15 protein-coding genes are annotated in these 16624 nt (G+C 62.2%); 10 read left to right on the top strand and 5 right to left on the bottom strand.

Annotated elements, in window-relative coordinates; translation table 11 throughout:
• Nucleotides 1-281: 281 nt before the first annotated feature.
• From AC1DZP_RS16315 to AC1DZP_RS16305, 3 genes are all read left to right on the top strand, one after another.
• Nucleotides 282-698 carry a GFA family protein gene (locus AC1DZP_RS16315; RefSeq protein ID WP_477303758.1) on the top strand — a complete coding sequence of 139 codons (417 nt, stop codon included), beginning with the start codon at nucleotides 282-284 and terminating at the stop codon, nucleotides 696-698.
• An 81-nt stretch (nucleotides 699-779) separates the two neighbouring features.
• Nucleotides 780-1139 (top strand): diacylglycerol kinase, encoded by a 360-nt coding sequence (locus AC1DZP_RS16310; RefSeq protein WP_095085124.1) that lies wholly within the window; start codon nucleotides 780-782, stop codon nucleotides 1137-1139.
• 102 nt (nucleotides 1140-1241) lie between these two features.
• Entirely contained in the window at nucleotides 1242-1829 is a 588-nt protein-coding gene (locus AC1DZP_RS16305; protein WP_477303756.1) for a hemerythrin domain-containing protein, read from the top strand.
• A 61-nt stretch (nucleotides 1830-1890) separates the two neighbouring features.
• Here AC1DZP_RS16305 and AC1DZP_RS16300 read toward each other — a convergent pair whose 3' ends face one another.
• Complete coding sequence (locus AC1DZP_RS16300; RefSeq protein WP_477227329.1) at nucleotides 1891-2478, bottom strand: DedA family protein; 588 nt, start codon at nucleotides 2476-2478, stop codon at nucleotides 1891-1893.
• Nucleotides 2475-3038, bottom strand: a complete 564-nt coding sequence (locus tag AC1DZP_RS16295; protein ID WP_457154852.1) for a DUF1003 domain-containing protein — start codon at nucleotides 3036-3038, stop codon at nucleotides 2475-2477. Before AC1DZP_RS16295 ends, AC1DZP_RS16300 begins: the two co-directional genes overlap by 4 nt.
• A gap of 192 nt (nucleotides 3039-3230) precedes the next feature.
• Here AC1DZP_RS16295 and AC1DZP_RS16290 point away from each other — a divergent pair, with 192 nt between their 5' ends.
• The 6 genes from AC1DZP_RS16290 (at nucleotide 3231) to gltX (ending at nucleotide 11383) form a co-directional block, all read left to right on the top strand.
• Nucleotides 3231-3950: a DNA-3-methyladenine glycosylase I gene (locus AC1DZP_RS16290; protein ID WP_477303754.1), complete on the top strand. Its 720-nt coding sequence runs from the start codon at nucleotides 3231-3233 to the stop codon at nucleotides 3948-3950.
• Nucleotides 3951-4063: 113 nt separating this feature from the next.
• Complete coding sequence (locus tag AC1DZP_RS16285) at nucleotides 4064-5740, top strand: NAD+ synthase (RefSeq protein WP_477303752.1); 1677 nt, start codon at nucleotides 4064-4066, stop codon at nucleotides 5738-5740.
• A 52-nt stretch (nucleotides 5741-5792) separates the two neighbouring features.
• Nucleotides 5793-6203 carry a GNAT family N-acetyltransferase gene (locus AC1DZP_RS16280; protein ID WP_477304181.1) on the top strand — a complete coding sequence of 137 codons (411 nt, stop codon included), beginning with the start codon at nucleotides 5793-5795 and terminating at the stop codon, nucleotides 6201-6203.
• A 391-nt stretch (nucleotides 6204-6594) separates the two neighbouring features.
• Complete coding sequence (locus AC1DZP_RS16275; protein ID WP_477303750.1) at nucleotides 6595-8400, top strand: ABC transporter ATP-binding protein; 1806 nt, start codon at nucleotides 6595-6597, stop codon at nucleotides 8398-8400.
• Nucleotides 8401-8665: 265 nt separating this feature from the next.
• Nucleotides 8666-9847, top strand: coding sequence for a hypothetical protein (locus AC1DZP_RS16270; protein ID WP_477303748.1), 1182 nt, complete (start codon nucleotides 8666-8668; stop codon nucleotides 9845-9847).
• A 162-nt stretch (nucleotides 9848-10009) separates the two neighbouring features.
• On the top strand, nucleotides 10010-11383 hold the full coding sequence (gene gltX, locus AC1DZP_RS16265; RefSeq protein ID WP_477303746.1) for a glutamate--tRNA ligase: 1374 nt from the start codon (nucleotides 10010-10012) through the stop codon (nucleotides 11381-11383).
• On the opposite strand, the gene AC1DZP_RS16260 is transcribed toward gltX, so the two are convergent.
• Entirely contained in the window at nucleotides 11301-12506 is a 1206-nt protein-coding gene (locus AC1DZP_RS16260) for a DUF2865 domain-containing protein (protein ID WP_477303744.1), read from the bottom strand. The two genes, gltX and AC1DZP_RS16260, sit on opposite strands and share 83 nt — an antisense overlap.
• A 210-nt stretch (nucleotides 12507-12716) precedes the next feature.
• Here AC1DZP_RS16260 and AC1DZP_RS16255 point away from each other — a divergent pair, with 210 nt between their 5' ends.
• Nucleotides 12717-13337, top strand: coding sequence for a DUF1287 domain-containing protein (locus AC1DZP_RS16255; RefSeq protein ID WP_477303742.1), 621 nt, complete (start codon nucleotides 12717-12719; stop codon nucleotides 13335-13337).
• Here the strand turns inward: AC1DZP_RS16255 and AC1DZP_RS16250 are convergent, their stop codons facing one another.
• Both AC1DZP_RS16250 and AC1DZP_RS16245 read right to left on the bottom strand, forming a co-directional pair.
• Nucleotides 13338-15662, bottom strand: a complete 2325-nt coding sequence (locus AC1DZP_RS16250; protein ID WP_095085105.1) for an NADP-dependent malic enzyme — start codon at nucleotides 15660-15662, stop codon at nucleotides 13338-13340. It abuts the gene before it with no gap.
• A gap of 175 nt (nucleotides 15663-15837) precedes the next feature.
• Nucleotides 15838-16617: an SDR family oxidoreductase gene (locus AC1DZP_RS16245; RefSeq protein ID WP_477303740.1), complete on the bottom strand. Its 780-nt coding sequence runs from the start codon at nucleotides 16615-16617 to the stop codon at nucleotides 15838-15840.
• Between the last annotated feature and the right edge of the window lie 7 nt (nucleotides 16618-16624).

Here is a 16624-nt window from a genome sequence, read left to right as displayed (position 1 = left end):
AAATGCGGGAGCGCTAAAGTTTCCTTAATTCGCTGAGGTTCCACGGTTTTTCTCTCTCTTGTGTGCTGTGGAGGCTGCAATTTGCGCACCAACAATCCGGGATGAACGCCAGTTGGGTGGGTTTGAATGCGAAATTCGCGCATAACGCGCTGCAATAAGTGAAACTGGATTTCGGCTTCGCCACACCAGCAAATGTCGCATTTGCTTGCGTATGGCTGCCACAAAGCTGGAATCCTGACGACGAAGCTGATGCCAGGCAGAGGTTCTTCAAGGAGGGCGAAATGAGTGACAGTCACTGCGGATCGTGTCTGTGCGGAGCGGTGCGCTTCAGAACCCGCGGAGCGCTGCGCGGCGTCGTCTATTGCCACTGCTCGCAATGCAGGAAGCAGAGCGGACATTTCTACGCCGCGACCAATGTTGCAGACGCCGACATTGTGATCGAGGGCGGCGAAAGCATCACCTGGTACGAAGCGTCTTCCTTCGCCAGGCGCGGTTTTTGCAAGGCATGCGGGTCTCTGCTGTTTTGGAAGCCGCAGGACCAGGGCTACGTTTCTGTCATGGCGGGATCGTTCGACGCGCCGACGGGCCTTGAGGGCGAATGCCACATCTTCGTCGGCGACAAGGGCGACTATTATTCGATCGACGACGGGCTGCCGCAGTTTGAAAAGTCGACGCCGTCCATACCGGTCGCTGAATGAATCTTGGACAAATCGCCTTATTCCATTGATCTGGCCAGCCATTGCATTATCCCGTGCCGGTGATTCGCAAAGGGGTTTGGCATGCAGCGGCTGATCGACGCTTTTTTCAATTCAGTGCGGGCGTTTCGCAAGCTGGCCGTCAGCGAGAAGGCTTTCCAGCAGGAACTGATGCTGCTCGCGCTCGCCTTGCCGCTCGGCTGGTTCGTTTCGATCTCGTGGCGCGGCTATGCCTTGCTGATCGGCGCGGTGTTGCTGCTGATCATGGTCGAAGTGCTGAACACCGGCATCGAAGCGGCCTGCGACGCCTTCAGCCGCGAATTCAATGTCGATATCCAGCTGGCCAAGGACTGCGGTTCGCTGGCGGTTCTGATTTCGGTGATCATCGTCGCCGGCGTCTGGGGCATCGCCATCATCGAACGCATCACCGGGCTACCGATCTGACGTTACAGCTCCTAAATGACGGTAACCACTACCTGATCCCGACCATGATCCATTCCGAAAACCGGTATCCACTTTTCGGGATCATGGTCCGAGGAAACCGTCATGTCTGACGCCGTAAAATTTCTGCTTCTGGAGCGCCAAGGCCTGCCGGACGATCTGCGCTGGCTGGCCGAGAAATACCCGCGCGAAAACTGGCAGGGCCACGCCAACATCCACGGCGTCGCCAATATGTGGCTGCAGCGTCACGACATGTTCCGCGAACTCGGCGGCATGCTGACCAACGGCATTGGCGACTACCGCGAGGGCAGGCTGACAGCGCCCGACTTCGCGCGCTGGTTCGCGCCACGCCTCAACCATTTTCTCGGCAATCTCGATGGCCACCACAATGTCGAGGATCATCATTATTTCCCGGTCTTCGCCAAGGCGGAGACGCGGCTGAAGCGCGGCTTCGAGATCCTCGATGCCGACCATCACACCATCCATGAAGGTCTGGAGCGCAATGCCGAGGCCGCCGACGCCTTCATCAAGACGCTTCAGAAGAGCGAAGACAGACAGCGCTTTGCCGCCGACGCCTATGCCGACGAAAACAGCCGGCTGATCGCCATGCTGACCAGGCACCTTGCCGACGAGGAAGACCTGATCATCCCACTGATCCTCGATCGGGGTGATGTCGCGCTTGGTATTGACTAATGCATGTCGCTCAAAGTGCTTGGCGGCTTTGGGGCAACGACATGCATGGAAACCAAAGGTCTCAGCTTTCCCTGGTCCGTTCCTTTTTCGCGACGTGGCGGGCGATCAGCCAGGCAAACACGGCCACCGTCAAACCAATGCCAAGCCCGACCAGCAACCGCTCGTGATGCATCAATGCCTGACCGACGAAGTGTTCGGCCCCCAAACCAAAGACATAGCCGACCGTGCTGAACAGCACCGCCCAGATCACCGATGACATGGCGTTGAGGATAATGAAACGCGGCGCCGCGATGTTGGAAAGGCCGGCCGCGATGCCGCCGACAAGGCGCATGCCGTAGATGTAGCGGTTCGACAGCACGAAGATGTCGGGATGGGTGTTGAGCAGGCGAAAGGCCCGGCGGAAGCCAGGCCGCCTGCGCAATCTGACGACATAGGGATGGTCGGCAAAGCTTCGTCCAAGAATGAAGAAGAAGGTGTCGCCGACGAAGGCGCCAAGGGCGGCCGCCAGGACGGTATGCCAGAGCACGAAGACTTGTTGGTGCGCGAAGAAGCCACCGAGGATGGCCGCACTTTCACCCTCCGCGACACAGCCGAGGAAGACGGCGAGCAGTCCGTATTGTTCGATGAGGTGATGGATCGTTTCGGTCATGAAGACGGCTGCTGCTGCGACAGCCTTTCGTCGATCCGCTTGACGAGGTCGGCCAGCCGCGCCATCTCGTCGCGCATGCCGAGAATCTGGCCGTGGCGGAGTTCGTCCAGCTTTTCATGCAGCGCCATGATCTCGATCTCGGCTTTCAAATTGACCTCGTAATCGTGGGCGGCGTCGATGCGGTCGCGTTCGGTCTGGCGGTTCTGCGCCATCATGATCACCGGAGCTTGCAAGGCGGCGATCATCGACAGCACCAAGTTGAGGAAGATGAACGGGTAGGGGTCGAAGGCGTCGCGCGACAGGAGCCAGACATTGCCGGCGGTCCACAGGACCAGGAACGCGATGAAGGTCAGGATGAAGGACCACGAGCCGCCGATGCGGGCAATCGTATCGGCGAGGCGGTCGCCAAAGGTCTGATGAAAGGCGACGGCCTTGTTGGTGTCCCGCGAAATGGTGGTGCGTTCGAGCGTCGATTGCAGCACTCGGCTTTCGAGCTGGCTGAGGCCGTCCGGCCGTCGCTTGAGCCAGCGGTTCGCCAGGTCGTCGATCGTCTTGTTCATGGCCGTCTCCAAGGTCTTGGCTTGCCCAAAGCGCGTCGCGTTGAAACGGATTCAAGCGACGCGCTGTAGGTCTTTGTTCTCATGCATGTCGTTGTCTCAAAACCGGGGCCACTTTTGAGCGACATGCACTAAGAGGTAGAGGCTGCCGGCCCTCACGGGAAGTGTTACATTGTCGCGAACAGCGAGGGATCGATGGCCGATTTTCAGAAAATTCGCCTGCGTGCGGCAAAACGCAAGGGCGGTGAGGCGGAGCTTTCGTCACTTTTGGGGCCGGTGCCCGACAATGCCGCCGTGGCTGACATCGCGGACGATCGCATTCTGTCTGTTATGGCCGAGCGCGTCTTTGCCGCCGGTTTCGTCTGGCGCGTCATCGAACAGAAATGGCCGGGCTTCGAAGAAGCCTTCCTTCACTTCGAGCCGAAGCGGCTGTTGTTCCAGCCCGATGATTTCTGGCATGATCTGACCGCCGACCAGCGCATCGTGCGCAATCCGCAGAAGATCAAATCGGTGCGCGACAATGCAGCCTTCGTCGAGCGGGTGTCGAAGGAATATGGCGGTTTCGGCAAATTCCTTGCCGACTGGCCTGCGGACGATCAGGTCGGCCTGATGGCCTATCTCGGCAAGCATGGCAGCCGGCTCGGCGGCAACACCGGCCAGTATTTCCTGCGCTGGCTGGGCTGGGATGCCTTCGTCATTTCGGGTGATATGGCGGCGGCACTGCGCGATGCCGGCCTCGACATCGCCGAAAGCCCGACCTCGAAGAAGGATCTCGACAAGATCCAAAACCAGATCAATCAATGGGCGGCGCAGACGGGCCTGCCGCGCCGGCATATTTCGCGCATCCTGGCGATGTCGATCGGCGACAACCATTCGCCGGAAGCGCTGCGCGAATATATGGGCGGCGACGACTGATCCCAGCCACGATCTGACATTCGGTCTGGACACGAACGACATATGTCATTCGGTCTGGATTGGTCCAAACGAACGCCATTGCTCGGGCAAATTTGCCGCGCTAAGTCATCAGCATGACCAAGAAGCTCGACATCCTGCGCATCGCCGTGGCCCAGCTCAATCCGACTGTTGGCGACATACCAGGCAATCTCGCCAAGGCGCGCGAGGCGAGGGCGGATGCAGCCCGCCAGGGCGCCGATGTCGTGCTCTACACCGAGCTCTTCCTCGCCGGCTATCCGCCGGAGGATCTGGTGCTGAAGCCGGCTTTCCTGAAGGCCTGCGAAAAGGCGGCGCAGGACTTTGCTGCCGATACCGCCGATGGCGGTCCGGGCGTCATCATCGGCACGCCGCTGAAGCGCAAGAGCGGCACGCACAATTCGATCATCTTCGCCGATGGCGGCAAGATCATCGCCGAGCGCTACAAGCTCGATTTGCCGAACTACGGCGAATTCGACGAAAAGCGCGTCTTCCAGGCTGGACCCGAGATCCAGGGGCCGGTCAATTTTCGCGGTGTGCGGATCGGGATTCCGATCTGCGAGGACATCTGGGGAGATGTAGGCATCTGCGAGACGCTGGCCGAAAGCGGGGCCGAGATCCTGCTGGTGCCGAACGGCTCGCCCTACTATCGCGCCAAGATCGATGTCCGCCACCAGGTCGTCATCCGCCAGGTCATCGAATGCGGGCTGCCGATGATCTATGCCAACCAGCTTGGCGGCCAGGACGAGCTGATCTTCGACGGTGCGTCGTTTGCCATCGGTTCCGACAAGACGCTGGCCTTCCAGATGAGTCAGTTCGAGGAAGCGGTCGACGTGACCACCTGGAAACGAACGGATGGCGGCTGGATCTGCTCTGAAGGGCCGATGTCGAAGATTCCGGACAGGGAGGAGGCCGACTACCGCGCCTGCATGCTCGGCCTGCGCGACTACGTCAACAAGAACGGTTTCAAGAACGTCGTGCTCGGCCTGTCGGGCGGTATCGATTCGGCGATCTGCGCCGCCCTTGCCGTCGATGCGCTTGGCGAAGAACGCCTGCGCGCGGTGATGATGCCCTATCGCTACACCTCGAAGGACTCGCTGAAAGACGCCGAGGATTGCGCCCGGGCGCTCGGGTGCCGCTATGATATCGTGCCGATCTTCGAGCCGGTCGAGGGCTTTCTGCACACGCTGACACAGCTTTTCGAGGGCACCAAGGAAGGCATTACCGAGGAGAATTTGCAGAGCCGTGCGCGCGGCACCATCCTGATGGCGATCTCCAACAAGTTCGGCTCGATGGTCGTCACCACCGGCAACAAGAGCGAGATGTCGGTCGGCTACGCCACGCTCTACGGCGATATGAACGGCGGCTTCAATCCGATCAAGGACCTCTACAAGATGCAGGTCTACGCGCTGTCGCGCTGGCGCAACAGCCACGTGCCGCCGGGCGCGCTCGGGCCTTCGGGCGAGGTCATTCCGAAGAACATCATCGACAAGGCGCCGTCGGCGGAATTGCGCGAGAACCAGACCGACCAGGATTCGCTGCCGCCCTATCCGGTGCTGGACGATGTCCTCGAATGCCTGGTCGAGAACGAGATGGGGGTCGACGACATCGTCGCACGCGGTCACGACCGGTCGACAGTTACACGCATCGAGCACCTGCTCTACATCGCCGAATACAAGCGCCGGCAGGCGGCACCGGGCGTGAAGATCACCCGGAAGAATTTTGGCCGTGACCGCCGCTATCCCATCACCAACCGTTTCAGGGACCGCAGCTAGATGGCGGTCGTGGACCGAAAGCTCGCGCCATCTCGCGGGCAAGGGTGCAGCCGTGCCCGAGTGTGAGATCAGCTTCGACATATCACGGATCGATTTCCGAACGACATCCGACCTGTTGATGGCCAGCTATTGGGGTGCTGGACGCAACGATGAGTTCCATCGGCGAGCCTTTGCCAATTCGCTTTGTGTGGGCGCCTATCTAGATGGAAAACAAGTGGGTTTCGGCCGGGCGATCACCGACCGCATGGTGTTTGCCTATCTTGCCGACATCATCATCTGGCCGGAGCATCGCGGGCAGGGCATAGGGTCGCGACTGGTCCAGGCACTCATCGACCACCCCGAACTCAGCACGGTTTCGCACTGGAGCCTGTCGACCAGCGACGCACACGGGGTCTATGAGAAACTGGGCTTCAAGGCATCGACGGATGGTCGATACATGCGCCTCGATCGCATTCCGCAATGACGAGCGTGCGACCATGGCGACATCCGCCGTTGTTGCAAAATAACCTCAGTGCTTGGACCAGATAGACTTTCGACATGAGCCGATCTTGGCGATGCATCGGGGCGTCTTTATAAGGACCGTTCCGCGATTCATTTGCGGGAGGTCCGAATGGCAGTATTTCAAATGGTAATGCGAGGCCGCGAAGCCTAGGTCTCATCTGGCATTCCGCGAGGGTTTTGTCCTCGCGCTGATGCCGGATTGGCTACAGGCTTGTGCCGATGCCGGTCGCCGCCCGACTACGGGCGAGACGCCAAATATGCCACTCCGCATTCTGGGCAATCATTAGCCCTTGCGCGGCTTCTTCAATTTTCGACCTTACTGGGATCGGGCTCGATTGCGCCCGAATGACATCATGGCTCGTTTTAGAATCGATTTGCGCGCGAGCGCCTTTCGCAGCGTTCTTGGTTTCACGCTCACCCATTGGCGGCGTCAGCCGTGGCGGCTTTCGCTCATCATGGGCGGCTTTCTGCTGTCGACGCTGGCCGACGTTTTGACGCCGCTCTATTCAGGCCGGCTGGTCGACGCCGTCGCCAGCAGCGCCGGCGCTGACGCCATTGCCTGGAATGCCGCGATGGCGGCGTTTTCGATATTGATGGCGTTGGCGCTGAGCGGCGTCGTGCTGCGCAACCTTGCCTTCATGGCGATCGTCGAGCTGACGCTGAAGATGATGGCCGATATCGCCGCTGACGCCTTCCATCGCGTCCAGCGCTTTTCCACCGACTGGCATGCCAACAGCTTTGCCGGCTCGACCGTGCGCAAGGTGACGCGCGGCATGTGGGCGCTCGACCTGCTCAACGACACGATCCTCATCGCGCTGCTGCCGTCCGTCGCCATGCTGGTTGGCTCGACGCTGCTGCTCGGCTGGTTTTGGCCGCTGATGGGCGTGGTCGTTGCCGCCGGATCGGTGCTGTTCATCGCGGTGACGGCGATGCTGTCGCTCGGCTATGTCGCACCGGCGGCACGGCTCGCCAACACCTGGGACACGCGCCTCGGCGGCTCGCTTGCCGACGCGGTGAGCTGCAATGCCGTGGTCAAGGGCTTCGGCGCCGAGGAACGCGAAGAGCGACGCCTCGCCAGGGTCGTCGCCAAATGGCGTGCGCGCACGCGGCGGACCTGGGTGCGCGGCACCATAAACGGCACCACTCAAGGAGCGCTGTTGCTGGTTATGAGAGCCGCGGTGATCGGCCTTGCGTTGATGCTATGGTCGTGGGGGCAAGCGAGCGCTGGTGAAGTCGCCTTTGTGCTGACGTCGTTCTTCGTGCTGCAGGGATATCTCAGAGATATCGGCACCCATATCCGCAACCTGCAACGCTCGATCAACGACATGGAGGAACTGGTCGATTTCCAGTCCGAACCGCTCGGCATCGAGGACCGGCACGGCGCCAAACCGATCCGGATCACGCAGGGGGCTATCCGCTTCGACAACGTCACCTTTCACTACGGCAACCACCGATCGCCGCTTTATCGCGACTTTTCGGTCGATATCGCGCCGGGTGAACGTGTCGGCCTCGTCGRCCATTCGGGTTCGGGCAAGACGACTTTCGTCAAGCTGATCCAGCGGCTCTATGACGTCAATGCGGGAAGAATCCTGGTCGACGGCCAGGACATCGCGCAGGTGGCGCAAGCGTCGCTGCGCGGGCAGATCGCCATCGTCCAGCAGGAGCCGATCCTGTTCCACCGGTCGCTGGCCGAGAACATTGCCTATGCCCGGCCGACGGCGACGCAGGATGAGATCGAGCACGCGGCGCGGCTGGCGAGTGCGCATGACTTCATCGCCAACCTGCCGAAGGGCTACGGCACGCTGGTCGGCGAACGCGGTGTGAAACTGTCGGGCGGCGAGCGTCAGCGCGTGGCAATCGCGCGAGCTTTCCTTGCCGATGCGCGCATCCTGATCCTGGACGAGGCGACATCGAGCCTCGATTCGGAATCGGAGGTCCTGATCCAGCAGGCGATGGAACGGCTGATGGTCGGGCGCACGACGCTGGTCATCGCGCACCGGCTTTCGACGGTGCGGGCGCTGGACAGGCTGCTGGTCTTCGATCGCGGCAAGATCGTCGAGGAAGGCTCGCATGACGGGTTGATCCGGCTGAAGGGCGGCATCTATCGCCGGCTGTTCGAACGTCAGGCGCTCGAACTTACCAAGGGACTAGTCATCTGACCCGAGATGGCCTCCGGCTTCGGCCTGAGGCCATCTCAATCAGGCTCCCTCGCGGTTGCAACAGAGCGCGCTTCGTCAGTCGGTTGGAGTGACGCGAAGCGGTATCCAGTACTTTTCCAGATCCTGAGTTTTGAGACGTCGTGTTTACGTTGTTTCTACCACTGGTTGGTATACATCTGCTTTAGGCAACCCAGAGACGGTCCGTGCATATCCTGGAATCCGACTAACCTGCGCAGGATTTCGCCTGCGACAGACAGGCTTCACGATGCATCTTGTTTCCGCAAATACGGGTTCGGAAAAAGTGGCTGCACCGTCGGTGCTGGAAACTCAGCACGGCTCGGTTCGGCCGCTCGCTGCCGAAGATCTCGAGAGCGTCGCCGCACTCTTCTTGGCGAAGTTTCGCCAGCGGCGGCGTCACCTCCTCGATCGCGCGATCGCGGAGACGGCCGAGTATATGAGAGAGATTTATCTTGGGCCTGCCGGCCAGCCCGGTGAGAGCAACGCTCTGGTCCAGATCAACCCGCAAGGTCGCCTGGGTGGGTTCCTCGGCGTCCTGAAAGCCCGCTACGAGCTCAACGGAACGGCATTGAATGCGGCGATCATCGGCCCGCTCATGGCCGACCCCGGCACCGATCACGGCTCTGCCGGACCGCAATTGCTGCGTGCCTTGAATCAAGGAAAATTCGATCTGCAGCTGACCGATTCGGCCAACCGGACATCCTTGGCCTTCGCGCGCCCGATGAAGTATCAGCTGCTGCCGGTTCATTGTCTGGGATGGACCTGTGTTTTCCGGCCGGCCGCTATGGCCGCCGCCGCACTGCACCGCAAATGGCCTGGCCTGCCTCGCTTGGCGACCGATCCCTGCGCGAGAGCATTCGATGTTCTCGCTAAAGGAAGGTTCGAGCACCCGGTCCCGCTTTCGTCGTCGCATCGTGTCCACTGCGAGCCGATCGATGCAGCGCAATTTGCCGAGCGGCTGCCGACCCTCCTGTCCGATTACTCGCTTCGGCCGAGTTGGAAGGATCGCGAGCTGACACGGCTGCTCGCGCTGGCGGCCGAGAAGCGGGCCGACGGGCCACTTCATTTCGGCGGGACTTACGACGAAACGGGCAAGATGCTCGGTTGCTACGCCTTCTACGGTCAAGCCGGCGGCATCGCGAACCTGCTGCAAATCCAGGCTTCAGGATCCCACTGGGGCGCGACGCTGGATGGCCTTATCGCGGCCGCGTGGGATATGGGCTGCGCGGGCATCACCGGGCAGACGCAGGGCAGATTCATGCCCCAACTCTTCGGCTACAAGAATGTCTTCTTCCGCTATGCCGGGGGGACGATGGTTCGCTCGCGGATCGCTGAGGTCACGGAAGCGGTCCGCTCCGGCGACATCTTTATCGGTGGGTTGATGGGCGACCGCTGGACCCGCCTCAGTTCCGATGACTTCGGCCGCTGATCGCCTTCGACGACTTGTTCGTCGGCGCCAGCACGCATGTCTATACGCCGCCTGAGGCGCACGCCGCCCCGGTCTTTTCATTGCGCGCGTCCTGTTCTATGTCTGCCGCACCGCGCGGGGGCGCGTCTTGTCAATCACAAAAGCATCCGGTACGCCCCGCTCATGACAGTTACCGTTCGTTTCGCCCCGTCGCCAACCGGCCGCATTCATATCGGCAATGCGCGCACCGCCCTGTTCAACTGGCTGTTTGCCATGAACAACAAGGGCCGCTTTATCCAGCGTTTCGACGACACCGACATTGCCCGGTCGAAGCAGGAGTTCTCCGACGCCATCCTCTACGATTTGCATTGGCTCGGCATTTTCCCGGATGCCACCGAATACCAATCGCGGCGTTTCGAGGTCTATGACGCGGCGGTCGAAAGGCTGAAGGCGGCCGGCGTTCTATACGCCTGCTACGAGACGCCGGAGGAGCTCGACCTCAGGCGCAAGGTGCGCCGCACGCGCGGCCTGCCGCCAGTCTATGGCCGCGAGGCGCTGGCGCTTTCGCCGGAGCAGATAGCCGAATACCGGGCCGATGGGCGCCGCCCGCACTGGCGCTTCCTGTTGCCCAATTTCTCAGGCGATCCACTGCAACCCGAACGTACCGAAATTCACTGGAACGATCTGCTGCGCGGCGAGGAAACCGTCGACCTTGCCTCACTTTCCGACCCGGTTTTGGTGCGCGAGGACGGCACCTATCTCTATACGCTGCCTTCGGTGGTCGACGACATCGAGATGGGCGTCAGCCATGTCATCCGCGGCGACGACCACGTCACCAACACCGGCGTGCAGATCGCCCTGTTCCAGGCGCTGGCTGCCGAGCCGCCAGTGTTCGGCCACCACAACCTTTTGACCACGGCATCGGGCGAGGGGTTGTCGAAACGCACCGGCGCGCTCTCCATCGAAAGCCTGCGCGAGGACGGCATCGAGCCGATGGCCGTCGCTTCGCTCGCCGTGCTGGTCGGCACCTCGGAGAATGTCGCGGCTGTGCCAACGATGGCCGAACTCGCCGAACGCTTCGATCCGGCGGCGACATCGAAATCCGCGGCCAAGTTCGATCCTGACGAACTCTTCGTGCTCAACCGGGCGCTGTTGCACCATATGCCGTTCTCCGAGGCGCAAGACCGGCTGATCGTGCTCGGCGTCTCGGGTGGCCAGGCCGAGCCGTTCTGGCTTGCGGTGCGCGGCAATCTCGACAGGCTGGCCGATGCGACAAGCTGGTGGCGCACCTTGCGCGAGGGCCCGCAGGAGAGGCCGGAATTTTCCGATGACGACCGCGATTTCCTGGGTCAAGCGTTCGACCTGCTGCCGGAGGAACCCTGGAACGGGACAGTCTGGAAAGAGTGGACGGGCAAGATCAGGGAAGCAACCGGCCGCAAGGGCAAGGCGCTGTTCATGCCGCTCAGGCTCGCGCTTACCGGACTGCCTTCGGGGCCGGAGCTTGCAGATCTATTGCCGCTGATGGGTCGGGAAGGAACGTTGGCCCGACGACCCTGACCTTGCGTTGGTCCGGTGGCAAGGCGGACACCGGCGACGTCACCGGCTTGGCGGAAAGCCGCTTGATCGCCTCGCGGTCGAGTCCGCCCTCCACATTGGCCAGGGTTTCCGGATCGGTACCCGGATCGGGCTTGGTAGCCGGAACCGGAATGGACGGTGTCGCGTCCGTTTCGGGCTGGGACTGCTCAGGATTCGGCGGGTTGCCGGCGATGACCTGGAAATTCCGCGCGGCGTTGCAGCCGCAAGCCGGCGGCCGTGGCATGTTGGACTGCTTATAGAGATAGGCGGTCGGCAATTCGCTGTAGGGCCGGCCGGTGACCGATGACGTCATCTCAGCCGAAGCGTCATCCATGCCGCGCGAATAGAAAACCTGCATCTCGGTGCCAGGGCAGCTTGATTCGCAATTCTTCTGGTCGCGCTCGAAATCGCTCGTCGAAGCCGAATTCGACATCGGGAAGAAATAGCCGTCGCAGGTGCGCACGCATGTGGTGTGGAACTCGCCGCCGCCGACGCTCGAAAAATCCGGTACGCCGGGCCGGTTGAGCACCCTGCTGACATCGGGCTCCTCGCCCAGATCGTCAGGCTCATCGAGCGCATCGAGCTGCTGGCTGTTGCCGCCGAAAAGCTGTTCGAACAGGTTTGCGTTGCCGTCTTCACGGTTCGCTTCCTGCAGCGGCGCTCGCTGCGGTGCAACGGTGTCGTCGCGGCAACCCTTGGCCTCGAGCGCCGCCAGGATGCGGCTGCGGTCGCGACGCGAGCCGCCGCTGGAGAGCCGGGCGCGCTTCGCCTGCAGGCTATCGAGATTGGCATTCATGCGATCGATGGTGGCGTTGAGCCCGGCGCATTCTCTGACATTACGGCTGAACAGCGAAAAGCCGCAACCGGCGCTGCTGGATCGGCTGCGGGCCCTGGAGATCTGTTCGCGCTGGCTTTCGATTGCCGCGTCGTATTTGCGGATCAAAGCCGCGCCACCAGCGCCGCCGCGCGAGGCAGCGGCAAGATCGGCTTCCAACTGGCGGCAGACACGTGAGGCGGCCTGCGGCTCGGTGACCGCGATGGCTGAAAGCACGAGCGCGCCAAGCAGCGCAGCAACATGCGTCAGCTTCCACCTTTCGCCCGTCATAGTCCGAAAACCCCGCCTGCTTGCCTGTGCGATGCTACCGGATTCGCGGTTAATCGTTCCCTCAATCTACAACCAAAGATGGTCTTAGCCCAGAGACGCGCCGTCGCGGATGTTCGGGTTCAGTCTCTGCCGTGAGATTCCGACGCTGCATGAAAAAGGCGTATTCGCCCAGAAAAAATGCCCGAGTCCAGCGCGAGCCGGAGGCTTGGCATGACCGCGATTACCCGTCGAACCGCGCTACAACTCGCTCTCTTGTGCCTGGCGCCGCCCGCTGCCATGGCGCAGGAGCAGCCCGATGCGCCGGACTGGCGCAGTCGATTGGTCGACGCCGCGCGTGAGCAGATCGGTGTCACCATCCTCTACGACCCAACCTATATGCGCTTGACCTATCCGGGTGGCGATGTCGCGCCGGAGCGGGGTGTGTGTACCGATGTCGTGGTCCGCGCCTATCGCCGCGCCTTCGAGCTCGATCTGCAAAGGCTGGTGCATGAGGATATGTTGGCTGATTTCGCGGCCTATCCGAAGATTTGGGGTCTGAAAGCGCCCGACCGCAACATCGACCATCGCCGGGTGCAGAACCTTGCCGTCTTTTTTGGACGGCGTGGTGTTTCCATGCCGATCAGCCAGGATCCCGTCGACTTTCAACCGGGTGACCTCGTTACTCAGATGCTGCCCGGCAACCTGCCGCATATCGCCATCGTCTCATCAAATCGTTCAACGGAAGTGCCGGAAAGGGCGCTGGTCATCCACAATATCGGCCAGGGCGCCCACGAGGACGACACGTTGTTCGCCTTTAAGCAGACCGGGCATTTCCGCTTCGCGCCTGCCTGATCAGCCCAGATTGACGACCGCCTGTGCCTTGTGAGCGGCTTCGACCACGGCAAGCGCTGTCATGTTGACGACGCCGCGCGAGGTGACCGACGGCGTCAATATATGCGCCGGCATGTCGGTGCCGAGCAGGATCGGCCCGACATGCAGCGCGTCCATCATGGTCCTGAGCGCGGACAGCGTGATGTTGGCCGAATCGAGGTTGGGGAACACCAGCAGATTGGCTTCGCCCTTCAGCCTAGAGTGAGGATAAACGCGCTGGCGCAGGTGCTCGGACAAAGCCGTGTCCGCGTGCATCTCGCCGTCGCACTCCAGTTCGGGCGCGATGCGCGCCAGGATCGCCGCCGCTTGCCGCATCTTGAGCGCGCTCGGCGAATCGCGCGAGCCGAAATCCGAATGCGACAGGAGCGCCGCCTTCGGCTCGATGCCGAAGCGCTGGATTTCTTCGGCCGCCAGCACCGTCATCTCGGCGATTTCCTCGGCGGTCGGGTCGACCGAGACGTGCGTGTCGGTCAAGAAGATGATGCCGCGTTGCGAGATCAGCATCGAAAGCGTCGACAGGTCGTGGTCCTTGATGCCTAGGCGGGGGCCGATGATCAGGGTGACGTTGCGCAGGTGCCGCTCGAATCGTCCTTCGAGGCCGCAGACCATGGCATCGGCATCGCCACGCTTCAGAGCCAGTGCGGCGATCACCGTGTTGTCGGTACGCACCATCGTACGGGCGGCTTCCGTCGTCACGCCGCGCCGGCCGGCGAGCTCGATCAAGAGGTCGACATAGTTGCGATAGCGCGGATCGTCCTCCGGATTGATCAGGCCGAAGTCGACACCGGGCTTGATGCGCAGGCCATAGCGTTTCAGGCGCACTTCGATGACGTGCGGGCGGCCGATCAGGATCGGTTCGGCGATGCCTTCCTCGAGCACCACCTGGGCGGCGCGCAGCACGCGCTCGTCCTCGCCATCGGCATAGATGACGCGCTTGGCGGTCGATGCCTTGGCGGATGAGAACACCGGCTTCATCACCAGTCCGGAGCGGAAGACGAAGCGGTTGAGCTTGTCGATATAGGCTGCGAAATCGGTGATCGGCCTTGTCGCGACGCCAGTGTCGCAGGCTGCCTTGGCGACGGCCGGGGCTATGCGCAGGATCAGGCGCGGATCGAAGGGCGAGGGGATCAGGAAGTCTGGCCCGAAGATTGGCGTCTCACCGGAATAGGCGCGGGCCGCGACATCGGACGGTTCCTCGCGGGCAAGCGCCGCAATCGCCCGGACCGCCGCCATCTTCATCTCCTCGTTGATGGCGCTGGCGCCGCAGTCGAGCGCACCGCGAAAAATGTAAGGAAAACACAGGACGTTGTTGACCTGATTGGGAAAATCCGACCTGCCGGTGCAGATCATCGCATCGGGACGGGCGGCGCGCGCCGCCTCCGGCATGATCTCCGGATTGGGGTTGGCCAGCGCCAGGATCAGCGGTTTCGGCGCCATGTGCTGCAGCAGTTCCGGCTTCAGCACACCTGCCGCCGACAGACCGAGGAAGACGTCGGCGCCGGGGATCACGTCAGCCAGCGTGCGCGCGTCGGTGTCCTTCACATAGGGGTCTTTCCAGCGGTCCATCTCATCGACGCGGCCCTTGTAGGCGACGCCGAAACGGTCAGTGACCCAGATGTTTTCCACCCGCGCGCCAAGCGAGACCAGCAGATTGAGGCAGGCAAGGGCGGCCGCGCCGGCACCCGACGTGACGATCTTGATATCCGAAATGGTCTTGCCGGCGAATTCCAGCCCGTTGAGCACGGCGGCGGCGACGATGATGGCTGTGCCGTGCTGGTCGTCATGGAAGACCGGAATGCCCATGCGGGCCTTCAGCTGCTCTTCCACTTCGAAGCATTCCGGCGCCTTGATGTCCTCGAGGTTGATGCCGCCGAAGGTCGGTTCCAGCGCCGAGATTGTCTCGACCATGCGCTCAATGCCCGGCGCGTCGATCTCGATGTCGAAGACGTCGATGCCGGCGAATTTCTTGAACAGGACAGCCTTGCCTTCCATCACCGGCTTGGAGGCGAGCGGGCCGATATTGCCGAGGCCGAGCACGGCCGATCCGTTGGAGACGACGCCGACCAGATTGGCCCGCGCCGTATAGTCGGCGGCGGTCGCCGGATCGTCGCGGATTTCCAGGCAAGGGGCGGCGACGCCTGGCGAATAGGCGAGCGCAAGGTCGCGCTGGTTGCCGAGCGGCTTGGTCGCCTGGATTTCGAGCTTTCCCGGCCTTGGGTGCTTGTGGAAGTAGAGGGCGGCTTCGTCGAGGTCCGAACGTGCCGTCTTCTTGGTCTCGCCTTCCATGCGGCCGCTCCCTCGAAATCTGCCTGGAGAGTCCTTTTAGCATGCGGCCAAGGTTTGTCGCGACGCTAAATGACGCGCCGGCATCTTTACCCGGCGGCGCGTCTAAAACACCATTATATCAGATGTTTACGCCGATTTCATCGCATATGAGTTTTGCTGCGTACAGGCGCGTCGATCAAAAGGCGCTGACATAGAGGCCGCCGTCGACCGGTATGTTCTGACCGGTCAGATAACCGGCATGGACCGAGCACAGGAAGGCGCAGATCTGGCCGAATTCCTCCGGCGTGCCGAGCCGCTTGGCCGGAACATCGGCGCTGATGCGGGTCTTGCGCGCGGCGGCCGCCGCTGGATCCTCTGGTGTGCCGGCGTCATGCGGGCCACGCAGCCGGTCGGTGTCGAGTTTGCCCGGCAGCATGTTGTTGATGGTCACGTTGCGGGCGATCACCGTTCGCGCCACGCCGGCGAGGAACGAGGTCAGGCCGGCGCGCGCGCCCGACGACAGGTCGAGGCCGGGAATGGGGACGTAGACCGACAGCGAGGTGATGTTGACGATGCGGCCAAAGCCGCGCGCTGCCATGCCGTCGATGACGGCCTGCACCAGCTCGACCGGCGTCACCATGTTCTGGGTGACGCCTTCAAGGATCTTCGCCCGATCGAGTTCACGGAAATCCCGCAATGGCGGGCCGCCATTGTTGTTGACGAGGATGTCCGGTTCGGGGCACGCGGCGAGCAATGCCTTCTGCACCTCCGGCTTCGAGACGTCGCCGACGACTTCGGTCACCGTCACGCCATAGCGCGCGCRCAGCTCGGCTGCGGTCTTGGCCACCAGCTCCGCATTGCGGCCGTTGACGACGATGTCGCAGCCGGCTTCTGCCAGCGCCATGGCGCAGCCACGCCCAAGCCCCTTGCTGGAAGCGCAGACAATGGCTTTCTTTCCGCGAATGCCGAGATCCATGATGATT

It is taken from the genome of Mesorhizobium sp. P2_F8 (assembly GCF_056403655.1).
Note: the sequence above shows the minus strand (reverse complement) of the source record. Positions and strands in the feature narration are given on the sequence as shown.

What these genes read in the sequence shown, in the direction of transcription:
- AC1DZP_RS16315 (WP_477303758.1), top strand. Translation starts at nt 282, where the DNA reads ATGAGTGACAGTCACTGCGGATCGTGTCTGTGCGGAGCGGTGCGCTTC.
- AC1DZP_RS16310 (WP_095085124.1), top strand. Translation starts at nt 780, where the DNA reads ATGCAGCGGCTGATCGACGCTTTTTTCAATTCAGTGCGGGCGTTTCGC.
- AC1DZP_RS16305 (WP_477303756.1), top strand. Translation starts at nt 1,242, where the DNA reads ATGTCTGACGCCGTAAAATTTCTGCTTCTGGAGCGCCAAGGCCTGCCG.
- AC1DZP_RS16300 (WP_477227329.1), bottom strand. Translation starts at nt 2,478, where the DNA reads ATGACCGAAACGATCCATCACCTCATCGAACAATACGGACTGCTCGCC.
- AC1DZP_RS16295 (WP_457154852.1), bottom strand. Translation starts at nt 3,038, where the DNA reads ATGAACAAGACGATCGACGACCTGGCGAACCGCTGGCTCAAGCGACGG.
- AC1DZP_RS16290 (WP_477303754.1), top strand. Translation starts at nt 3,231, where the DNA reads ATGGCCGATTTTCAGAAAATTCGCCTGCGTGCGGCAAAACGCAAGGGC.
- AC1DZP_RS16285 (WP_477303752.1), top strand. Translation starts at nt 4,064, where the DNA reads ATGACCAAGAAGCTCGACATCCTGCGCATCGCCGTGGCCCAGCTCAAT.
- AC1DZP_RS16270 (WP_477303748.1), top strand. Translation starts at nt 8,666, where the DNA reads ATGCATCTTGTTTCCGCAAATACGGGTTCGGAAAAAGTGGCTGCACCG.
- gltX (WP_477303746.1), top strand. Translation starts at nt 10,010, where the DNA reads ATGACAGTTACCGTTCGTTTCGCCCCGTCGCCAACCGGCCGCATTCAT.
- AC1DZP_RS16260 (WP_477303744.1), bottom strand. Translation starts at nt 12,506, where the DNA reads ATGACGGGCGAAAGGTGGAAGCTGACGCATGTTGCTGCGCTGCTTGGC.
- AC1DZP_RS16255 (WP_477303742.1), top strand. Translation starts at nt 12,717, where the DNA reads ATGACCGCGATTACCCGTCGAACCGCGCTACAACTCGCTCTCTTGTGC.
- AC1DZP_RS16250 (WP_095085105.1), bottom strand. Translation starts at nt 15,662, where the DNA reads ATGGAAGGCGAGACCAAGAAGACGGCACGTTCGGACCTCGACGAAGCC.